Origin of the sequence: Saccharopolyspora shandongensis (assembly GCF_900106995.1) — a bacterium.
GTDB lineage: Bacteria > Actinomycetota > Actinomycetes > Mycobacteriales > Pseudonocardiaceae > Saccharopolyspora > Saccharopolyspora shandongensis.
On the sequence record NZ_FNOK01000002.1, the window covers coordinates 51,958 to 69,664 of the forward strand.

General features: G+C 72.1%; 17 protein-coding genes. 11 read left to right on the forward strand and 6 right to left on the reverse strand.

What is annotated here, in order from left to right:
• Positions 1–119: 119 nt before the first annotated feature.
• Both BLW84_RS01990 and BLW84_RS01995 read left to right on the forward strand, forming a co-directional pair.
• Positions 120–1,121: a septum formation family protein gene (locus BLW84_RS01990; RefSeq protein WP_093260620.1), complete on the forward strand. Its 1,002-nt coding sequence runs from the start codon at positions 120–122 to the stop codon at positions 1,119–1,121.
• A 25-nt stretch (positions 1,122–1,146) separates the two neighbouring features.
• Positions 1,147–1,497 (forward strand): metallopeptidase family protein, encoded by a 351-nt coding sequence (locus tag BLW84_RS01995; protein WP_093260622.1) that lies wholly within the window; start codon positions 1,147–1,149, stop codon positions 1,495–1,497.
• Between the two features lie 81 nt (positions 1,498–1,578).
• On the opposite strand, the gene BLW84_RS02000 is transcribed toward BLW84_RS01995, so the two are convergent.
• Together BLW84_RS02000 and pheA are read right to left on the reverse strand one after the other, a co-directional pair.
• Complete coding sequence (locus BLW84_RS02000) at positions 1,579–2,226, reverse strand: histidine phosphatase family protein (RefSeq protein ID WP_093260624.1); 648 nt, start codon at positions 2,224–2,226, stop codon at positions 1,579–1,581.
• Positions 2,223–3,146: a prephenate dehydratase gene (gene pheA, locus BLW84_RS02005; RefSeq protein WP_093260626.1), complete on the reverse strand. Its 924-nt coding sequence runs from the start codon at positions 3,144–3,146 to the stop codon at positions 2,223–2,225. Before pheA ends, BLW84_RS02000 begins: the two co-directional genes overlap by 4 nt.
• A gap of 217 nt (positions 3,147–3,363) precedes the next feature.
• On the opposite strand from pheA, the gene BLW84_RS02010 reads away from it, so the two are divergent.
• The 5 genes from BLW84_RS02010 to BLW84_RS02030 all read left to right on the forward strand — a co-directional run bounded on the left by BLW84_RS02010 (position 3,364) and on the right by BLW84_RS02030 (position 6,387).
• Positions 3,364–3,975 carry a macro domain-containing protein gene (locus BLW84_RS02010; RefSeq protein ID WP_093260628.1) on the forward strand — a complete coding sequence of 204 codons (612 nt, stop codon included), beginning with the start codon at positions 3,364–3,366 and terminating at the stop codon, positions 3,973–3,975.
• A 104-nt stretch (positions 3,976–4,079) separates the two neighbouring features.
• Positions 4,080–4,592, forward strand: coding sequence for a DoxX family protein (locus BLW84_RS02015; protein ID WP_093260630.1), 513 nt, complete (start codon positions 4,080–4,082; stop codon positions 4,590–4,592).
• Between the two features lie 70 nt (positions 4,593–4,662).
• The gene (locus BLW84_RS02020; protein WP_177226222.1) at positions 4,663–5,304 is read left to right on the forward strand and encodes a response regulator; all 642 of its coding nucleotides are present in this window, start codon (positions 4,663–4,665) and stop codon (positions 5,302–5,304) included.
• A 32-nt stretch (positions 5,305–5,336) separates the two neighbouring features.
• Positions 5,337–5,555 carry a hypothetical protein gene (locus BLW84_RS02025; protein ID WP_093260634.1) on the forward strand — a complete coding sequence of 73 codons (219 nt, stop codon included), beginning with the start codon at positions 5,337–5,339 and terminating at the stop codon, positions 5,553–5,555.
• A gap of 52 nt (positions 5,556–5,607) precedes the next feature.
• Entirely contained in the window at positions 5,608–6,387 is a 780-nt protein-coding gene (locus BLW84_RS02030; RefSeq protein ID WP_093260636.1) for an NAD(P)-binding domain-containing protein, read from the forward strand.
• A gap of 3 nt (positions 6,388–6,390) precedes the next feature.
• On the opposite strand, the gene BLW84_RS02035 is transcribed toward BLW84_RS02030, so the two are convergent.
• From BLW84_RS02035 to BLW84_RS02050, 4 genes are all read right to left on the reverse strand, one after another.
• Positions 6,391–7,548: a GAF domain-containing sensor histidine kinase gene (locus tag BLW84_RS02035; protein ID WP_093260638.1), complete on the reverse strand. Its 1,158-nt coding sequence runs from the start codon at positions 7,546–7,548 to the stop codon at positions 6,391–6,393.
• Between the two features lie 287 nt (positions 7,549–7,835).
• A complete protein-coding gene (cydD, locus tag BLW84_RS02040) occupies positions 7,836–11,405 on the reverse strand; it encodes a thiol reductant ABC exporter subunit CydD (RefSeq protein ID WP_093260640.1) in 3,570 nt (1,189 codons plus the stop codon).
• Between the two features lie 97 nt (positions 11,406–11,502).
• Positions 11,503–12,516: a cytochrome d ubiquinol oxidase subunit II gene (gene cydB, locus BLW84_RS02045; protein ID WP_093260642.1), complete on the reverse strand. Its 1,014-nt coding sequence runs from the start codon at positions 12,514–12,516 to the stop codon at positions 11,503–11,505.
• Between the two features lie 15 nt (positions 12,517–12,531).
• On the reverse strand, positions 12,532–14,037 hold the full coding sequence (locus BLW84_RS02050) for a cytochrome ubiquinol oxidase subunit I (protein WP_093260644.1): 1,506 nt from the start codon (positions 14,035–14,037) through the stop codon (positions 12,532–12,534).
• 219 nt (positions 14,038–14,256) lie between these two features.
• On the opposite strand from BLW84_RS02050, the gene BLW84_RS02055 reads away from it, so the two are divergent.
• From BLW84_RS02055 to BLW84_RS02070, 4 genes are read left to right on the forward strand one after another with little or no spacing between them, the layout of a single operon-like run.
• The gene (locus BLW84_RS02055) at positions 14,257–14,796 is read left to right on the forward strand and encodes an RNA polymerase sigma factor (RefSeq protein ID WP_093260646.1); all 540 of its coding nucleotides are present in this window, start codon (positions 14,257–14,259) and stop codon (positions 14,794–14,796) included.
• Complete coding sequence (locus tag BLW84_RS02060) at positions 14,793–15,596, forward strand: hypothetical protein (protein ID WP_093260648.1); 804 nt, start codon at positions 14,793–14,795, stop codon at positions 15,594–15,596. The genes BLW84_RS02055 and BLW84_RS02060 overlap by 4 nt, the downstream gene beginning before the upstream one ends.
• Before the next feature lie 4 nt (positions 15,597–15,600).
• On the forward strand, positions 15,601–16,326 hold the full coding sequence (locus BLW84_RS02065; RefSeq protein WP_093260650.1) for an ABC transporter ATP-binding protein: 726 nt from the start codon (positions 15,601–15,603) through the stop codon (positions 16,324–16,326).
• Positions 16,323–17,528, forward strand: coding sequence for a hypothetical protein (locus BLW84_RS02070; protein WP_093260652.1), 1,206 nt, complete (start codon positions 16,323–16,325; stop codon positions 17,526–17,528). The genes BLW84_RS02065 and BLW84_RS02070 overlap by 4 nt, the downstream gene beginning before the upstream one ends.
• Positions 17,529–17,707 lie beyond the last annotated feature (179 nt).

Here is a 17,707-nt window from a genome sequence, read left to right on the forward strand (position 1 = left end):
ATAGCCCCACTCCCGAACGCAACATTACCTATCGTGGCGACGCGTCCGGCAACGAATCGGTTCCGAACATCTGCGATGGCGCCGCGCACCCCGGCACGCCGCGAGGCATCATGTGATCGATGGCAGCGCCCGATTCTCCTCCCAAACCCGGCCGGAACAAGCCCAACACCCGGCTCGTGATGATCTCGGCTGCCATTGGCGCCCTGCTGATATTGGTGGTCAGCGCGGTGCTGAACTGGCCGACCGGCGGCGGACCGGGCATCGGCGGGTCCGGCAAGATCGGCTCGGCACCGGCGCCGGAGGTGGTCTTCGAGGCCGCCGCGGGCGACTGCCTGAACTGGACCGAGCCAGACGCCGCCGACATCCGCAAGGTCACGTGTAACGAGCCCCACCTCTTCCAGGTCACCGGCAGCGCGGAGCTGGACCGCGAGTTCGGCCCCGGCGCCCCGTTCCCGAACACCGAGCAGTGGCAGCAGCTCAAGCAGCAGCACTGCACCGAGGTGTCGAAGCAGTTCCTGTCCAACCGGTTCGACCCGAAGGGCAGGTTCAGCGTGGGCGCGTTCACCCCGAGCGAGGAGGGCTGGGGCAACGCCGACCGGAAGCTGCACTGCGGCATCCAGCAGCCCGGGCCGTCCGGCAAGCTCTACCCGATCACCGGCAGCGCGGCGGACATGGACCAGTCCAACGTCTACCCGGTCGGCCGCTGCCTGGGCATCAACGGCACCACCGTGTGGGACCCGGTGGACTGCGCCCGGCCGCACGCGGTGGAGATCACCGGCCTGGTCAACCTCGGCGAACAGTTCCCCGGCGGCTACCCGGAGGAGAAGCCGCAGGACGACTTCCTGGCGACCAGGTGCGAGGAGCTGACCGGTCAGTACGCGGGCGGCCCGGCCGTCGCCAAGGACAAGGGCCTGATCGTCTACTGGGACACGCTGGCGCCGGAGAGCTGGGAAGCCGGATCGCGGCAGGTCAACTGCAAGGTCAGCGCACAGCTGCCGGACGGCAGCGGGCTCGCGCCGGTGACCGGCGGCGTCAAGGGACCGGTGCAGGTCGGCAAGGAGCCGGCAGTGAAGGACACCGCGCCGATCGAGCCGGGCGTGCCCGCGACCGAGCCCCGCTGACGCCGAGGTGAGGTAGAACGGGGTCATGCCGGTGGAGATGACCCGCGCTCGCTTCGAGGAGCTCGTGGGCGACGCCCTCGACCTGCTGCCCGCGGAGTTCGCGGCGGCGATGAACAACGTCGTGGTGCTGGTGGAGGACGCCAACCCCGAAGACCCGTCGCTGCTCGGGCTGTACGAGGGCATCGCGCTGACGGAGCGGGACAGCACCTACAGCGGCGTGCTGCCGGACCGGATCACGATCTACCGCGAACCGCTGCTGGACATGTGCGCGGACGAGGAAGAAGTGGTCGACGAGGTGGCCGTGACAGTGGTGCACGAAATCGCGCACCACTTCGGCATCGACGACGAGAAGCTCCACGCCCTCGGCTGGGGCTGAGCCCACCACCGATGGTGTCCAGTTTCAATTGAAACTGGACACCCGAGACCCCGGAAACCGCAGTTTCAATTGAAACTGGGGTCAGGGCGCGTCGAGGCCGTCCCAGGAGAGGCAGCGCCAGCCCGTTCGGGCGTCCGGGTCGGCTTCGAGGACGATCACGCCCGTGTTCGGCAGGTACCTCGCGTTGGCATGGGCGCCGTCGATGTTCGACGCCAGCACGCTCGCCACTAGCCGCAGCATCGCGCCGTGGCTGACCAGCGCCACCGCGCCGTCGCCGGCACCGTCGATGGCGCTGCGCGCCCCTCCGACGAACCGGGTCAGCGCCTCACGGCCCGTTTCCCCGCCGGGCATCGGCACGTCGAGGCGCCCCGCGTGCCAGCTCTCGTAGACGGCGTCGAAGATCTGCAGCGCCTCCTGGTCGCCGCGGCCTTCCAGGTCGCCGACGTAGACCTCGTGCGTTCCGTCGACGACCTCCAGCGGCAGCTTGTGCCGCTGCGCCAAGGGCTGCGCCGTCTGCTGCGCGCGAACCGCGCGGCTCGCGTGCACCGAGACGATCTTCTCGTCGGCCAGCCGCTCGGCGAGCCGGACCGCCTGCTGCTGGCCGAGCTCGGTCAGGCCGGGGCCCGGCGGCAGTGTGTCGAGCAGGTGCGCCACGTTGGCCGGCGTTTGCCCGTGGCGGGCGAGGATCAGGTGCAATCCGGTCGGCGCTTCCAGCATTGGTCCGGTCATGCCAGCCGCCCCGCCCGGACGTCGTCGAGCCACTTCGCCGCGACCTCGAACGCTTGCTCCGAGGCCGACGGGCGGACGCCGGCCGGCGAGCGGTCCGCCTTCGGGTAGGAACCGAGGAACCAGACGGTGCTGCAGCGGCGGTGCAGCGCGGTCAGCGCGTCGCCGATCCGGGCGTCCGCGACGTGCCCGTCGAAGTCGAGGAAGAACCGGTACTCGCCGAACCGCTCGCGCAGCGGCCGCGACTCGATGCGGCTGAGGTTGATGCCGCGCAGCGACAGCTCGGCCAGCAGGTCGGCCAGCGTGCCGACCTCGTCGCTGATCACCGCGCACACCGACGTGCGGTCCGCGCCGGTGGGCTCCGGCAGGGCGCCGGGGCGGCGGACCAGCAGGAAGCGGGTGACCGCGTCGCGGACGTCGGCGACGCCGCCGGCGAGCCGCACCAGCGACGGGTAGTGCTCGATGGCCACCGGCGCGGAGATCGCCGCGTCGAACTCGCCGGAGGCCGCCGCGGCCGCCCCGGCCGCGGTGGAGCTGGCGGCGTGGACGCTGGCGCCCGGCAGGTTCTCGGCCAGCCAGCCGCGGACCTGGGCGAGCGCGTGCGGGTGGCTCGCGACGGTGCCGATCTCGGACAGCGCGAGGCCGGGCCGGGCCAGCAGGTCGAACTGCACCGGCAGCACGGCCTCCTGCACCGCGACCAGCGGATCGTCGGTGGTCAGCGTGTCCAGCGTGGCCGGCACCGAGCCTTCGACGGAGTTCTCCACCGGCACCCCGGCGGCCAGCACGTCACCGGCGCGCACGGCGGCCAGCGCCAGCGGCACGGTCTCGAAGGGCACGAGTTCGGCTTCGAAACCACCGGTCAACTGCCGGGTGGCCTGTTCCGTGAAGGTGCCCGGCGGGCCGAGATACGCGATTTGTGGCACCCGCCCAGACTAAGAGGGGACGCACCCGGCACGCGGGCAGGTGCCGGTGGCGCAACCACGACCCCCGGAAGACGGACGTCGCAATGGTCCGAATGCGCGGCCGGGTTGCGTCGGCCTTCCGAGTCCCGCGGCGCCCGCGGCATCCGGCGGATCGGGCGCGCGGCGAATCGGCGCCAGGTGTGACCTACCCGATGCCACCGCGCCGCGCATTCCTGCGATGCTGTGGGGCGTGACCGCAGATTCGGGGCGCTCAGCGGATGGAGCGGAGCCGGAGCTGCAGCTCGTCCTCTGCGCGCTGGACGAGCCGCTGGCCGCCGCCTGGCACGACATCGCCGACAGCCGAGCCGGCCTCTCCGTCCACCAGGGCTCGGTCCTCGACCTGCAGGTCGACGCCGTGGTGAGCCCGGCGAACTCCTACGGCTGGATGCGCGGCGGCATCGACGCGGTGTACGCCCGCGCCTTCCCCGATGTGGAGGAGCAGGTTCGCAGCGCGGTGCTGGCCTACCACGGCGGCGAGCTGCCGGTCGGCGAGGCGTTGCTGGTGCCCACCGGCGCGCCGAACCCGATCTGGCTGATCAGCGCTCCCACCATGCGGGAACCCGGCGAGCGGCTGCCCGCCGACACGGTGCACCCGTACCTCGCGGCGCGGGCCGTGCTGCGGCTCTTGGCGAGCGCGGTCCTGGAGAACGGCACGCCGGTCCGGCACGTGGCCCGGTCCGTCGCGATGCCCGGCCTGGGCACCGGCATCGGCGGGGTGACGCCGGAGCTGTGCGCGCGGCAGGTCGCCGCGGCGTGGGACGAGGTCTTCGCCCGCGTCGAGCAGCTCTGACGAACCGCTCCCCAGTGGTTCGCCCGGCGGTGCGGACGATCAGGCGGAGCGCGATCCGAGTGAGTAACGTCGGGCGCACCGGCCGACCACCCAGGAGGTCCCAGATGCTCATTCGCCGTTTGGCCCGGCCGATGCTCGCCGCGATCTTCATCTACGGCGGGATCGGGGCGCTGCGGGATGCGCCGAGTCATGCGAAGGCGGCCGCGCCGCTGCTGGAGAAGACGACGGCACCGCTCAAGGACTCGCTCCCCGAGCATTTCCCGACCGACCCGGAAACGCTGGTGCGCATCGACGGGGCGGTGAAGATCGGCGCCGGGACCATGCTGGCGATCGGCAGGTTCCCCCGGCTGGCCGCGCTGCTGCTCGCCGGGAGCGTCGTGCCCACGACGCTGGCCGCGCACGCGTTCTGGGAGATCGACGACCCGCAGGAGCGCGCCAACCAGCAGATCCACTTCCTCAAGAACATCGGGCTGCTCGGCGGGCTGCTGATCACCGCGGTCGACACCGGCGGCAAGCCGTCCGTCGGCTACCGGGCGAAGCGCCGCGCGCGCAAGGTCTCCGCGCACACCCACCAGACCGTCGGCGCGATCAAGGGCGCGAAGAAGGTCAAGAAGTAGCCGCGATTTCGCGGTTTGTCAGGCAACCCTCAGCTCACCTCCCGCCGAGCACGTACGTAGCGTGGGGTGCGTGCCAGTGAGGGTCCTGCTAGTCGATGATCATGAGGTGGTCCGGCGCGGGCTCCGCGACCTGCTGGACACCGAGGACGACGTCGAGATCGTGGCGGAGGCCGGCGGCGTCGGCGAAGCCCTGGTGCGCGCGCAGGCGACCGGGCCGGACGTCGCGGTCATCGACATGCGGCTGCCCGACGGCGACGGCCTCGAACTGTGCCGCAAGCTGCGCGCCCTGCCCGAGCCGCCGTACTGCCTCGTGCTCACCGCCTTCGACGACGAGAGTGCGCTGGTCGGCGCGATCAACGCCGGGGCGTCCGGCTACCTGCTGAAGCAGGTGCGCGGGCAGGACCTGGTCAACGCGGTGCGCGAGGTCGCGGCCGGTCGGTCGCTGCTGGATCCGGTCACCACCGGCCGGGTGCTGGACAGGCTGCGCAAGTCCACCACCCCCGAGCCGGACGAGCTCGCGGCGCTGACCGAGCGGGAGCGCAAGGTCCTGGAGCTGATCGGCGAGGGGCTGACGAACCGGCAGATCGCCGAGCGGCTGTTCCTGGCGGAGAAGACGGTGAAGAACTACGTGACCTCGGTGCTGGCGAAGCTCGGCATGGAGCGCCGCACCCAGGCCGCGGCCTGGGTCGCCCGCCGCCAGGGCCAGAGCTGACCGCGGAGGGGGAGCACGCGCGGCTGTGAGGCATGCTGCCCGGCGTCTACGTCAGCCAGGTGCTCACCCGCCGGGGCGTGCACCGCAGCGCGGCGGGCCACGCCGTCTTCACCTCGCTGCCGATGATCATGCCGGTCCTGGCCGTGGCGGGCGACCGAGCGAAGGACGCGGAGCACGCCCTGCTGCGCTTCGGCCTGCGGGTGGCGGTGTGCGCGGCCCTGGCGGTGACGGCGGCGGCCCTGGTTGTGTGACTGCTGTTCCGCGGAAGGAACTCCCGCCCACCGAACGAAGTGGAGAGGCACGATGACCGATCGCGTCGGGATCATCGGCGTCGGCGAGATCGCCCGCGCCATCGTGGAAGGCCTGTGCGCGGGAGTCGACGACCCGCCGGAGATCTTCCTCTCCCCCAGGGGCGCGAACGCGGCCGCCGAGATGTCCCGGCGCTTTTCCAGCGTGCGGGTGTGCGCCGACAACCAAGACGTGGTCGACCGCGCCGCGGTGGTGATCGTCGCGGTCCGCCCCGCCGACCGAGACGAGGCCCTCGGCGGGCTGGCGGTCGCCGCGGACAAGGTCGTGGTCAGCGCCATGGCGGGCGTGGGTGTCGACGAGGTGCGCCGGATCCTCGGCACCGAAGCGCCGGTCGTGCGCTCGATCCCGCTGCCCGCCGCGCGCGAGCGGAAGTCGGTCACCGTCATCTACCCGTCCCACCCGGTCGCGACGGAGCTCTTCGACCGGCTCGGCGGGGCGCTCCCGGCGACGGACGAGGATTCGTTCAACGTCTTCTCCGCGATGACGGCGACCATCACCTCGCACTACCGGTACCTGGTCACGATCACGGAATGGGCTGCCCGGCAAGGAGTTCCGGCGGATGACGCGGACCGGTACGTCCGCGGCCTGTTCCAGGCCGTCGGCCGGGCGCTGGGCGACGAGTCGCGGCCGCTGCCCCGGATCGCGGCCGATCACGAGACGCCGAACGGGACCAACCAGCGAATCCGCACCGCCTGGTTCGACGCGGCGAACGCGGGCGCGCTGAACGAGGCGCTCGACGCGCTCCTCGCCGACTTCAAGTCGTCGCGGGGCTGAGCCTCAGGTGGCCGCCGTCAGCGGCACCTCCCAGGTGACCGTGGTGCCGCTGTCCGGCGAAGACGTGATCACGCAGCGGCCGCCCGCCGCGACCGCGCGCTCTTCGAGGTTGCGCAGGCCGCGCTTGCTCACGTCGCGGGGAATGCCGCAGCCGTCGTCCACCACCTGCAGCAACAGCCCCGAGTCCGAGCGCCGGACCCGCACCAGCACAGTTTTCGCACCGGCGTGCCGGACGACGTTGGACAGCGCTTCGCGGAGCGCCGCCCGGGCGTGGTCGGCCACCGGCACCGGCACGCCGCTGAGGTCGCCTTCGATCTGCAGCCGCGGCGGCCAGCCCAGCAGTTCCCCGGCGATCTGCACCTCGGAGCGCATCGAATCGTCGAGCGCGGGCGCGTGCGCCGGGTCCTCCGGGTCCGCCGAGCGCAGCGTGCGGGCGGTGGCGCGGACCTCGGCGATCGCCTGGTCGATCTGCTCCATCGTCTCGGACAGGCGGGCGGCGTCGGGGGTGTCGAGGCGGCCGGACAGCCGCCGCTCCAGGACCTCCAGCTGCACACCGGTGGCGTAGAGCCGCTGCACGATCACGTCGTGCAGGTCGCGCGCGATGCGCTCCCGCTCCTGGTAGACGGCGATGCGCTGGCGCGCCGTGGAGCCCTCCGCGAGCACCAGCGCGAGCCCGGCCTGCGCCGCGAACGAGGTCAGCACGTCCACCGCGACCCGGGTGAAGGTGCTGGCGCCGCGCCGCCGGTACACGGCGAGCGCGCCGAGCCGCCGCTCGCGGGTGCCGAACGGCGCGACCGCGAACGGGCCGTAAACCCGCAGCGCAGCGGGGACGTAAGGGGCGGTGAGCGGGTCGTCGATCAGGTCGTCGACGACGACCGGCACGCCGCTGCGGGCGACCCGCGCCGCGGCCGAACGCGACGAGAGGACGGTGCCGACCGGGTCGCCGAGCGGGCCGATCGCGGTGGGCGCGCCGTAGGCGGCCTCGACGGTCAGGCGGCCGTCGTCGGCTCGCACGGTGACGACGCCGAGGTCGGCCTCCGCGAGTTCCGCGGCGCGGCGGACGACCAGCGGGAGGACGGCCTCCGGGTCTTCGGCGGACAGCGCCAGCCGGGTGATCTCGGTGGACGCCGCCAGCATGCGCTTGGCGAGGGTGGAATCCATGTCATGCACGAGGCTATAGCTCCCACGAGCGCGAAGGCCGGTCCGGACGACGCAGGTCACAGCCCTTCCGGGACGCGGTTGACGAGGTGAACGGACCGTTCGTCCCGGTGAGCGAGGTGAACAGGCCGTTCGCTTCGTCCACCCGACGCCGGTGCGCACTACCAGTGCGGAGTGAACGGACTGTTCGCCTCACTGGCTCCGGTCGACAGGTCGCTGCACCGCTTCGAACCCGAACGCGCCCTAGCACGGCCCCACGCCACCACATCTCGAACAGCATCTGCACGCGGTCACGGGAGGGCGCCTTCGCGCTGGGCCTCGCGGACGACCGCGATCTCGCCGGCCTCGACGCGCAGGACGATGTCCGCGTGTTCGGTCTCCGACCAGCGGTGCGTCACGTGGATGACGGTGCGGTCGCGCAACGCGTGGCGCAGGCGGGCGAGCAGCGCCTCCGCGGTCGGCACGTCCAGGTGCGCGGTCGGCTCGTCGAGCAGCACCAGTTCCGCATCCGCCGCCAGCAGGGCTCGGGCCAGTGCGAGGCGCTGGGCCTCGCCGCCCGACATCGCCGTGCCGCCGCTGCCGACCATCGCGTCCAGCCGCTCCTCCCAGCCCGGCAGCCCCGCCACCCGGAGCGCCTCGCCGAGCTCGCGGTCGTCCGCCTCCGGCGCGGCGAGCCGCAGGTTCTCCCGGATCGTCGTCGATACCAGCTGCGGCTCCTGCGGGCACCACGCGACCTTCCGCGGCACCCGCACGTCGCCCCGCTCCGCCTCCAGGAATCCCAGCAGCAGCGCCAACATCGTCGACTTCCCGCCGCCGGAAGGCCCGACCACCGCGACGTGCGCCCCGGCGGGCACCCGCAAGTCCGCGCCCCGCAAGGCCATTCCGCCCGAACCCGGCCACCGGACATCGACGCCGGTCAGCTCGACGCCGGCCGTTGCCGCCGGATCAGCTGCGCGGCGCTCCGGATCGGCAGGTTCGCCGCCCGAACCCGACAGCTGGACATCGACACCGGACGGCGCCACCCGATCAGCAGCGCGACGCCCCGAACCGGCAGGTTCACCACCCGAGCCCTGCCGCTGGACATCACCAACGACCAGCTCGACACCGGGCCGCGCCGCCTGATCAGCCGAAGCACCAACGGCTCCACCGCCAGAGCCGACCGCCAGCAAGGGCGCCAGACGAGCTTGCGCTGCACGCAAGGACTTCCACTGCTGCGCAGCGGGCGGCAGCAACGCGACGGCTTCCGCCGCGGCGAGCGGAACCAGCCCGAGCAGCGGAGCCAGCTCCGGCGCCAACCTTCCTTCGGCGACCGCCGCCGCCCCGAACCACGCTCCGCCGAGCACCGCGATCCCGACGAGGAGCGTGTTCACAGCCGTCGCGGCTCCCGCGCCGAAGGCGGCGCGACGGGCGCGGGCAGCGAGGCGCTCGTCGGCGGCGGCCAGTTCGGCGCGACGCTCCTCGTGCGCGCCGAAGGCGAGCAGTTCCGCCGAGCCGTCGAGCAGCGCGAGGACGCGAGCCGCGACGCGACGGCGCCCTTCCGCCACGGCAGCGGTCGCGCGGCGCTCCGCAGCGAGCGCGGCGAGCGGACTCGCGACGAAGGCGACGAGCAGCGCAGCTGCGAGCACCGCGCCCGCTTCGGGGAGCACCAGCGTTTGGAGCACCACCGCAGCGACCACGACGACCGCCGCGACCAGCGGCGGGAGGATCACGCGCGGCTCCAGGTCGCGGACGGAGTCGACGTCGTCGACGAGGCGCGCGACGCCCTCGCCGCGGCGGAGCCCGGCGGTGCGCACCGGCCCGAGTCGCACGAGGGCATCCCACAGCTGCCGCCGGAGGCGGCCGGAGAGCCGGAAGGCGGCGTCATGCGTGACGAGCCGCTCCGCGTAGCGGAGCACCGCGCGCGACAGCGCGAAGGTGCGCACGCCGACGACAGCGACGGAGAGCGTGAGGATCGGCGGCTGCTGCGAAGCGCGGGCGATCAGCCAGGCCGACGTCGCGGTCAGCGCGAGGCCGGAGAGCAGCGAGAGCGCGCCGAGGCCGACGCCGAGGAGCGTTCGCGGCGTGATCAGGTCGTGGATGCGACCGGTCGCCGCCGGCAGGTCGGGCGGGGCGGTCTGAAGGGCTGCGGTGGCCGCTTCGGGTTCGGCTTCGGCCGCCTCCGGGCGGTGGCTGGCGAGCACGACCGTCGCGCCCGCTTCGGCGGCGCGCCGGACGGCCTCGTTGACCTGGTGTGCCGTCGCGGCGTCCAGGTGCGCGGTCGGCTCGTCGAGCAGCAGGATCTTCGCGTCGCCGCGCAGCCTCAGCAGGGCGCGGGCCACCGCGACCCGTTGACGTTCCCCTGTGGACAGTTCGTCGATGCGGCGGTCGCGGAGGTGGGCGGCGGCCGCGTCGGCGAGCGCTTCGCCGATGTGCGCCGTCAAGTCGGGTTGGTCGGCGGTGGCGACCGCGAGCTCGTCGGCGACGGTGCCACCGGTGAACGTCGGGCGCTGCGGCACCCACGCGATGCGGCGCCGCCACTCGGCCGGGTCCAGCTCGGCGATGTCCACGCCGTCGCAGGTGATCGTGCCGCTTTCCGGGGCGGCGAAGCCGAGCAGCACCGACATCGTCGTCGACTTGCCGCTGCCGCTCGGCCCGATGCCGTCGAAGCCCTCCAGCCGCACGATCTCGCCGGGCCGCGCCACGAAGCTCAGGCCGTCCGGCGCGAACCCGTCCCGCCGCCGCACGCGCAGCCCAGCCACCCGCACCGTCGCAGGCCCGTCGGAGCGAACGGACCGTTCACGCCGATAGACGAGGTCAACGGTCCGTTCGCGCGAACCCACCCCACTCGGGGCGAACGGACCGCGCGAGGTGAACGGACCGTTCGCCTCGTCCAGCGATGCGGACGTGGCGTTCGCCTCGCCGCGCGAAGCGCCGCCGCTCACGATCTCGTCGACCCGGCGGACCGCTTCGACGCCGTCTTCGCTCGCGTGGTGCGCCGCTCCCGCCGCGCGCAGCGGCAGGTAGCACTCCGGCGCGAGGACCAGCACCAGCAGGCCCGTCGCCAGGTCGAGGTCGCCGGAGACCAGCCGCAGGCCGATGCCGACCGCCACCATCGCCACCGACAGCGACGACAGCAGCTCCAGGACCAGCGCGGAGAGGAAGGCGATGCGCAGCGTCGCGATCGTGGTGCGTCGGTGCGAGTCGCTGACGCGGCGGACCACCTCGCCCTGCGCCCGCGCCCGCCCGAACGCCGTCAGCACCGGCAGCGCCCGGATCAGCTCCAGCAGTTGCCCGGACAGGCGCTGCACCGCATCGGCGGCGCGCGAGGTGCGCTGCTCGGTGTACTTGCCGACGAGCCACGCGAACAGCGGGATCAGCGGCACGGTGATCACGATGACCAGCGCGGAAACCCAGTCGGAGAACAGGATCCAGGCCCCCACCAACGGCGGCACCACCGCGGCGGTCACCAGCGCGGGCAGGTACTTGGTGAAGTACGCGTCGAGCGCGTCGAGGCCCTTGGTGGCGAGCGCGGTCAGCTCGGCCGGGCCGCGCCGGTGGATCCACTCCGGGCCCCGCCGCAGCGCGGAATCCAGCAGCAGGCCGCGCAGCTCCTCCTTCGCGCCCGCCGCCGCCCGGGCCGACACCGACTCGGTCGCCCAGCCCAGCGCGGCCCGCGCCACCACCGCACCGGCCAGCACCACCAGGTAGTCGCCGATCTCCGCCGGCGAGGCGGCCCTGGTCACGACGGCCGCGAGCGCGCTGCCCAACGCCCAGGCCTGCACGATCAACGCGGCCGCGTTGCCGACGGAGAGCAGCCCGGCCACGACGAGCGCGCGCCGAGCCGACCCCGAAAGCCGGGGCAGAGCTCCCAGCGGACCCATCAAGAACTCCTAGTCGAATCGCCAGGTCACGGGCCGTGCGTACTTTCTGTCGCTATGGCAACACAAAGCACGCACGGGACCTGACCAGCGGAAACCGTCAGGCACTGGGCACGTGCACCGGCGGGATGTGCTTGGTGCCGATGCGCTTGCGGAACACCCAGTACGTCCAGCCCTGGTAGATCAGCACCGCCGGCGTGCCGAAGGCAGCCACCCAGGTCATCACGGTCAGCGTGTACGGGCTGGACGCGGTGTCCGCGATGGACAGCGACCACGCCGGGTCCAGGGTGGACGGGATCACGTTCGGCCACAGCGCGCCGAACAGGGTCACCACCACGCCGGCCAGCGCCACGCCCTGCAGCGCGAACGCCTGGCCGTCCCGCCACTGGTACAGCCGGGCCAGCCCGGCCAGCGCCGCGACCAGCGCGATCACCAGCGGCACCCAGGTCCAGGTCTCGCCCTCCCGGAGTTGCGCGATGAACACCAGCGCGATCACCGGCAGCAGCAGCGGCACCCCGGCCATCAGCGCGAACCGCCGCGCCCGCTCCCGGATCTCGCCCTCGGTCTTGAGCGACAGGAACACCGCGCCGTGCAGCAGCGAGAACCCGCACACCGCGAGGGCGCCGATCACGTTCGGCACCGTGAAGATCGTCCACCAGGCGCCGACCCGGTCGCCGTTGGCGTCCAGCGGCAGCCCGAAGACGCTCGCGGACAGCACCAGCCCCACGATCAGCGGCGAGATCCACGAGGCGAGCACGATCACCACGTCCCAGTTGCGCCGCCAGCGGACGGTGTCCACCTTGCCGCGGTACTCGAACGCCACGCCCCGCCCGATCAACGCCACCAGCAGCAGCAGGAACGGCAGGTAGGCCGTGCTGAACAGGGACGCGTACCAGCCCGGGAAGGCGGCGAACGTCGCGCCGCCCGCGACGATCAACCAGACCTCGTTGCCGTCCCACACCGGGCCGATCGTGTTGATCAGCACCCGCCGCTCCTCGTTGCGGCGGCCCAGCACCGGCAGCAGCATGCCGACGCCGAAGTCGAAGCCCTCCAGGAACAGGTAGCCCAGCCACAGCAGGGCGATCAAGCAGAACCAGAAGGTGGGCAGATCCATCGCAGGTGCAGCCTCTCAGTACGCGAAGGACAGGGCTTCGTCGCCGGACTTCTCCTCGCCCTCCGGCGGTTTCGGCGGCATCACCCCGTCGAAGCCGCCGCGCACGTAGCGGACGATCAGGAAGATCTCCACGACCGCGAGCACCCCGTACAGCACGGTCAGGGCGATCACCGAGGTCAGCATCTCGCCGGGATGCACCCCGGCCGACACGGCCGACGCGGTGAACATCCACACGCCGTCGACGCCGGACGCATCGGGGTTGGGCACCACCACGAACGGCTGGCGGCCCATCTCGGTGAACACCCAGCCGGCGATGTTGCCGGCGAACGGCAGCGCGATGCTCAGCACCGCCAGCGGCGCCCACCACTTGCCCGGCGGGAACTTCCGCTTGCGGGTCAACCAGAGCACGAACACCGCGCCGAGCGCGGCCAGGCCGCCGAAGCCGATCATGAACCGGAAGCCCCAGTAGGTCACCGGCAGGTTCGGCGTGTAGTCGATCGGCTGCCCCGCGAACGAGCCCAGCCGCGGGTCGTCCGGGTAGTGCGTGCCGTACTTTGCCTGGTACTCCGGGATCAGCGCCTGCACGCCCTTGACCTCGCTGGAGAAGTCGCCTTCGGCGAGGTAGGACAGGATGTAGGGCACCGTGATGCTCTTGACGTTCTCGCAGTCGGGCCGGCTGACGTCGCCGATCGCGAAGATCGAGAAGCTGGCGGGTGCCTCGCTGTGGCACAGCGCCTCCGCGGAGGCCATCTTCATGGGCTGCTGCTGGAACATCAGCTTGCCCTGGATGTCACCGGAGATCGCCAGCCCGGCGAAGGCGATCACCGCGACCCACGCGCCCAGCCGCAGCGAGCCGTGCCAGGCGCGGCGGTCCTCGTCGTCCGGGCCGGACTTGCGGTGGTGGCGGGCGATCTGCCAGGCGGCGATGCCGATCAGGAACGAGCCGGCGACCGCGAAGCAGCCGAACACGGTGTGCGGGAACGCGGCGAGCACGGTGTTGTTGCCCAGCACCGCCCAGATCGAGGTCAGCCGGGGCCTGCCGTCGACCATCTCGATGCCGACCGGGTGCTGCATCCACGAGTTGGCGGCCAGGATGAAGTACGCGGACAGCACGGTGGCCAGCGAGAACGCCCAGGCGCACGCCAGGTGCACGCCCTTGGACAGCCGGTCCCAGCCGAAGATCCACAGGCCGAGGAAGGTCGACTCGACGAAGAACGCGAGCAGGCCCTCCATGGCCAGCGGCGCGCCGAAGACGTCGCCGACGAAGCGCGAGTAGGAGCTCCAGGCCATGCCGAACTGGAACTCCTGCACGATGCCGGTGACCACGCCCATGGCGAAGTTGATCAGCATCAACTTGCCCCAGAACTTGGTCATCTTCAGGTAGCGCTGCTTGCCGGTGCGGTACCAAGCGGTCTGCATGCCGGCGACCAAGATCGCCAGCCCGATGGTCAGCGGCACCATCAGGAAGTGGTAGACGGTAGTGATCCCGAACTGCCATCGGGCGATGTCGAGCAGATCCACGACTCCACCCTGCCGCCCCGTGCAACGAATGCGCAGAGGCAAGGGCCCTATCTCGCCCGGTCGAGGGTCCTGTCCTGGACGGGACCTTGGTCCCGGTCACGTAGAGCAGCCGAAATCACCGGATCGATTACTTGTACCAAGCTATCGAGCGACGCGAAAGACCTCGGCGTGAAAACGCCGACCGAAAACCGTTCCGGCCGCCCGTGCGTCTAGAGGTGTGTGCGCGATCAAGAGCGGGAAGACGAGCGGTTGCTCAGGCGAGTCGCGCGCGGCGACCGGGCCGCCTTCGACGAGCTCTACGAGCGCAACGCGGGCTGGCTGGCGGTCCGGCTGCGCCGCCGCTGCGGTGATCCCGAACTGGCCGCCGAGGTGCTGCAGGACTGCTTCCTGACGGCGTGGCGTTCGGCCGCCGGATTCGATCCGTCGCGCAGCGTCGCCGGCTGGCTGTGGACCATCGCGACGAGCCGGTTGATCGACGCGCACCGCCGCCGCAACGTCCGCATACAGCCCGTCGGAGAGCCGGTCGATTCGGCGATCACCGCGGAATCCGCGGAGGACGAGGTGCTGGCCCGGGCCCTCAGCCCCGAGCTGACCCGCGCCCTGCACCGGCTCTCCCCCGAACTCCGGGCGGTCCTGCAGGCCACCGTGCTCGACGGCCGGACCGTGCGGGAGACCGCCGAGCTGCTCGGCATCCCCGAGGGCACGGTCAAGACCCGCGCGCGCAAAGCCCGCCACATCCTGAAGGAGGCACTCGCATGACGCACGAGCACTTCCCCGCGTCCACCCTGCGTGCCTACGCCGCGGGCCTGCTGCCGGAGGCGGACGAGGTCGAGGACCACGCCCTCGACTGCGCCGCCTGCCGACGGCTGATCAACGAAGCGGCGTCCGGCGATCCGGTGGTGTTGCAGGCGCAGGCCGGGCTCGCCACGCTCCCCCCGCAGTTCCCGCGGCCGAGCCGGTGGCGCCGGCTGCGGGTGCTGCTCAACGCCGCCCCCGCGGTGCGCGGCGCCTGGCTGTTCGCCGTGCTCGTCGCGCTGGCCTGCGCCGTCGGGATGGACCTGCTCACCATCGACGAACCCGGCGGCTGGTGGTCGCAGCACGGCTCCGCGCTGCTGCTGATCGCGCCGATCCTGCCCGTCGCCGGGGTTGCGCTGTGCTTCGGCAGGCTGGGCGACCCGGCCTACGAGATCACCGCCGGCACCGCGCTGGGTGGGTTGCCGCTGCTCCTCTGGCGCACCCTGTCGATCCTGCTGACCACCGTGCCCGCGAGCGCGGTGATCGGCGCGATCACCGGCCGGACATCGATCGCCGGCTGGCTGCTGCCGTGCCTGGCGCTGACCGGCCTGACCCTGGCGCTCGGTTCGCGGTTCCGGCTCGAACCGGTGGCGGCCGCCGTCGCCGTCGGCTGGCTGGTGCTCGCCGGCGGCCCGCTGGTCCGCGACCAGGTGCCGGTGCTGCTCGACCGGCCGCTGCCGCTGCTGTGGTCGTCGCTGATCGTCCTGTCCGCCGCGGTGCTCTACCTCCGCCGCACGAACTTCCGGCACACGTCGAGGAGCTGAAACGGTGACCGCCATCGAGATCCAGGACCTGACCGTGCGATTCGGCCGCCGCCGCGCGCTCGACGCGATCACCGCGGACTTCGGCACCGGCGTGCACGGCCTGCTCGGGCCCAACGGCGCCGGGAAGTCGACGCTGATGCGGGTGCTGGCCACGCTGACCGCGCCCTCCGGCGGCTCGGTCCGGCTGCTCGGCCACCCGTCGTCCGACGCCGACCTGCGCCCGCTCCGGCGCGAAATCGGCTACCTGCCGCAGGAATTCGGCTGGTACCCGAGGTTCACCGCGCGCGAGTTCGTGGAGCACTTCGGGTGGCTGAAGGAGGTCCCGGCCGCCGAGCTGATGCCCGCCGTGGACCGGTCGCTGCGGCGCGTCGGGCTCGGCGACCGCGCCGACGAGAAGCTGAAGCGCCTCTCCGGCGGGATGCGGCGGCGCGTCGGCATCGCGCAGGCCATCGTCAACGATCCCCGGCTCCTGCTGCTCGACGAGCCGACCGCCGGGCTCGATCCCGAGCAGCAGGACGAGTTCCGCGAGCTGCTGCGCGAGCTCGGACGAGATCGGTGCGTCGTGCTCGCCACGCACCTCATGGGCGATGCGGAGGCATGCGATCGGGTGCTGGTGCTGGACGCGGGTCGGCCGGTCTTCCAGGGGACGCCCGCAGAGCTGGCCGACGGTGGCAAGCTGGCGGACGGCTACCGCGCGGTGCTGGGTGCGAGCCGGGCGGGCGCGGCATGAACAGGGCCTTCCGGAACGAGTTCTACTGCGGCACTGCGGGCCCGCTCGCGATGACGATGCTGATATCGCTGGTCGCGGCGCTGTTCCTGCAACCGTGGTGGGCGGGTAGCTGGAACGATCTCGCCGTGGTCGTCCGCACCGATCTGATCTTCACCTGGCCGCTGGTGGCGACTGCCGGCGCGTGGGCCGCGGGCAGGGAGATCCGGCGCGGCACCGAGGAGCTCCTGGCGACGGTGCCCCGGCCGAGTTGGCAACCGTTCCTCGTGTCGTGGGCGGCGCTCACGCTGGGCGCGGTGCTCGGCATCGCGACAGCGTGGGGAATCGCGGCGATCTTCGTCCTCCCGATCGCCACCGCCGACAGCGGCGGCTGGATCGCGGCGCTGCTGGTCTGCGCCCCGGCGCACGGCTCTGGAGCCGCCTTCGGCATGGCGCTGGGCCGGCTCGTCCGGTGGCGACTGGTCGTCCTGCTGGCCCCGGTGCTGGCAGTTCTGGCGTACACGACGGCCAGCTGGGCGAGTTGGATGGTGGGGTACGACTCGCTGCTCGCCGCACAGGTCTCCAGCGGGTCGATGTACACGGTGCCGTCGAGCGCGCTGCAGGCGATGTGGTTCGCGGCGATCGCGGCGACTTTCCTCGTCCTGGCCGTGTCACGTCGGCGGTGGCTCGTGCTGGTGCCGGTGGCACTAGTCGCCGCGCTGACACTGCTGATCGCGTCGGTCCCGCCGAACCGGCACGTGGTGGCCGATCCGGTGGCGATGCAGGAGGTGTGCACGACGCGCGGGCCGACGATCTGCGTCGCGCGCTACCAGGAGCACGTGCTCGACCAGCTCGCCGAGCTCGCCCAGCCGATGCTGGAGAAGCTCCACGGCATCCCAGGTGCTCCCGAGGAACTGCGGTTCCGGAGCGCGGCGGACCCGGAACTGCCCTCGTACCACTACGTCACGACCGCCACCGGGCGGCTCGCGGATCCCGTGCACGAGCGCGAATTGCTGGCGGGCATGTTGGTCGGCACGATCCCGCACTGCGACGGCGAACCCTTCTACCGGGCTTTCTCAGTCGCTGGTTCCTGGCTGGCCGACGACGTGGAAGGCGCGAAGCGACTGCTCGGGAACGGCAGGGTCCCGGATCGCGAATGGATGACCGCCTATTACGCGGCACGCGTAGGTTGCGACACCGATGCGACCTCGGCACTGCTGGATTAGCGAACGTTTCGCCCGGTAGGCACCCGTGCACGTTTTGTGTCGCTATGGCAGCACAAAACACGCACGGGACCTGACCAGCACAAACCGAACCTCATGGGTTTCGTCCGGAACATGCCGGCGAAACCGCGAAAAACCTCTCGTCGGCCGGAAATCCCATTCCGGCCGGTACCTCCGCGCGC

Bases quoted from the DNA above. Each gene is read 5' to 3' on its own strand.
- BLW84_RS01995 (WP_093260622.1), top strand. From the start codon at position 1,147: ATGCCGGTGGAGATGACCCGCGCTCGCTTCGAGGAGCTCGTGGGCGAC.
- BLW84_RS02025 (WP_093260634.1), top strand. From the start codon at position 5,337: ATGCTGCCCGGCGTCTACGTCAGCCAGGTGCTCACCCGCCGGGGCGTG.
- BLW84_RS02010 (WP_093260628.1), top strand. From the start codon at position 3,364: ATGCTGTGGGGCGTGACCGCAGATTCGGGGCGCTCAGCGGATGGAGCG.
- BLW84_RS01990 (WP_093260620.1), top strand. From the start codon at position 120: ATGGCAGCGCCCGATTCTCCTCCCAAACCCGGCCGGAACAAGCCCAAC.
- BLW84_RS02060 (WP_093260648.1), top strand. From the start codon at position 14,793: ATGACGCACGAGCACTTCCCCGCGTCCACCCTGCGTGCCTACGCCGCG.
- BLW84_RS02035 (WP_093260638.1), bottom strand. From the start codon at position 7,548: ATGGATTCCACCCTCGCCAAGCGCATGCTGGCGGCGTCCACCGAGATC.
- cydB (WP_093260642.1), bottom strand. From the start codon at position 12,516: ATGGATCTGCCCACCTTCTGGTTCTGCTTGATCGCCCTGCTGTGGCTG.
- BLW84_RS02015 (WP_093260630.1), top strand. From the start codon at position 4,080: ATGCTCATTCGCCGTTTGGCCCGGCCGATGCTCGCCGCGATCTTCATC.
- cydD (WP_093260640.1), bottom strand. From the start codon at position 11,405: ATGGGTCCGCTGGGAGCTCTGCCCCGGCTTTCGGGGTCGGCTCGGCGC.
- BLW84_RS02070 (WP_093260652.1), top strand. From the start codon at position 16,323: ATGAACAGGGCCTTCCGGAACGAGTTCTACTGCGGCACTGCGGGCCCG.
- BLW84_RS02000 (WP_093260624.1), bottom strand. From the start codon at position 2,226: ATGACCGGACCAATGCTGGAAGCGCCGACCGGATTGCACCTGATCCTC.
- BLW84_RS02030 (WP_093260636.1), top strand. From the start codon at position 5,608: ATGACCGATCGCGTCGGGATCATCGGCGTCGGCGAGATCGCCCGCGCC.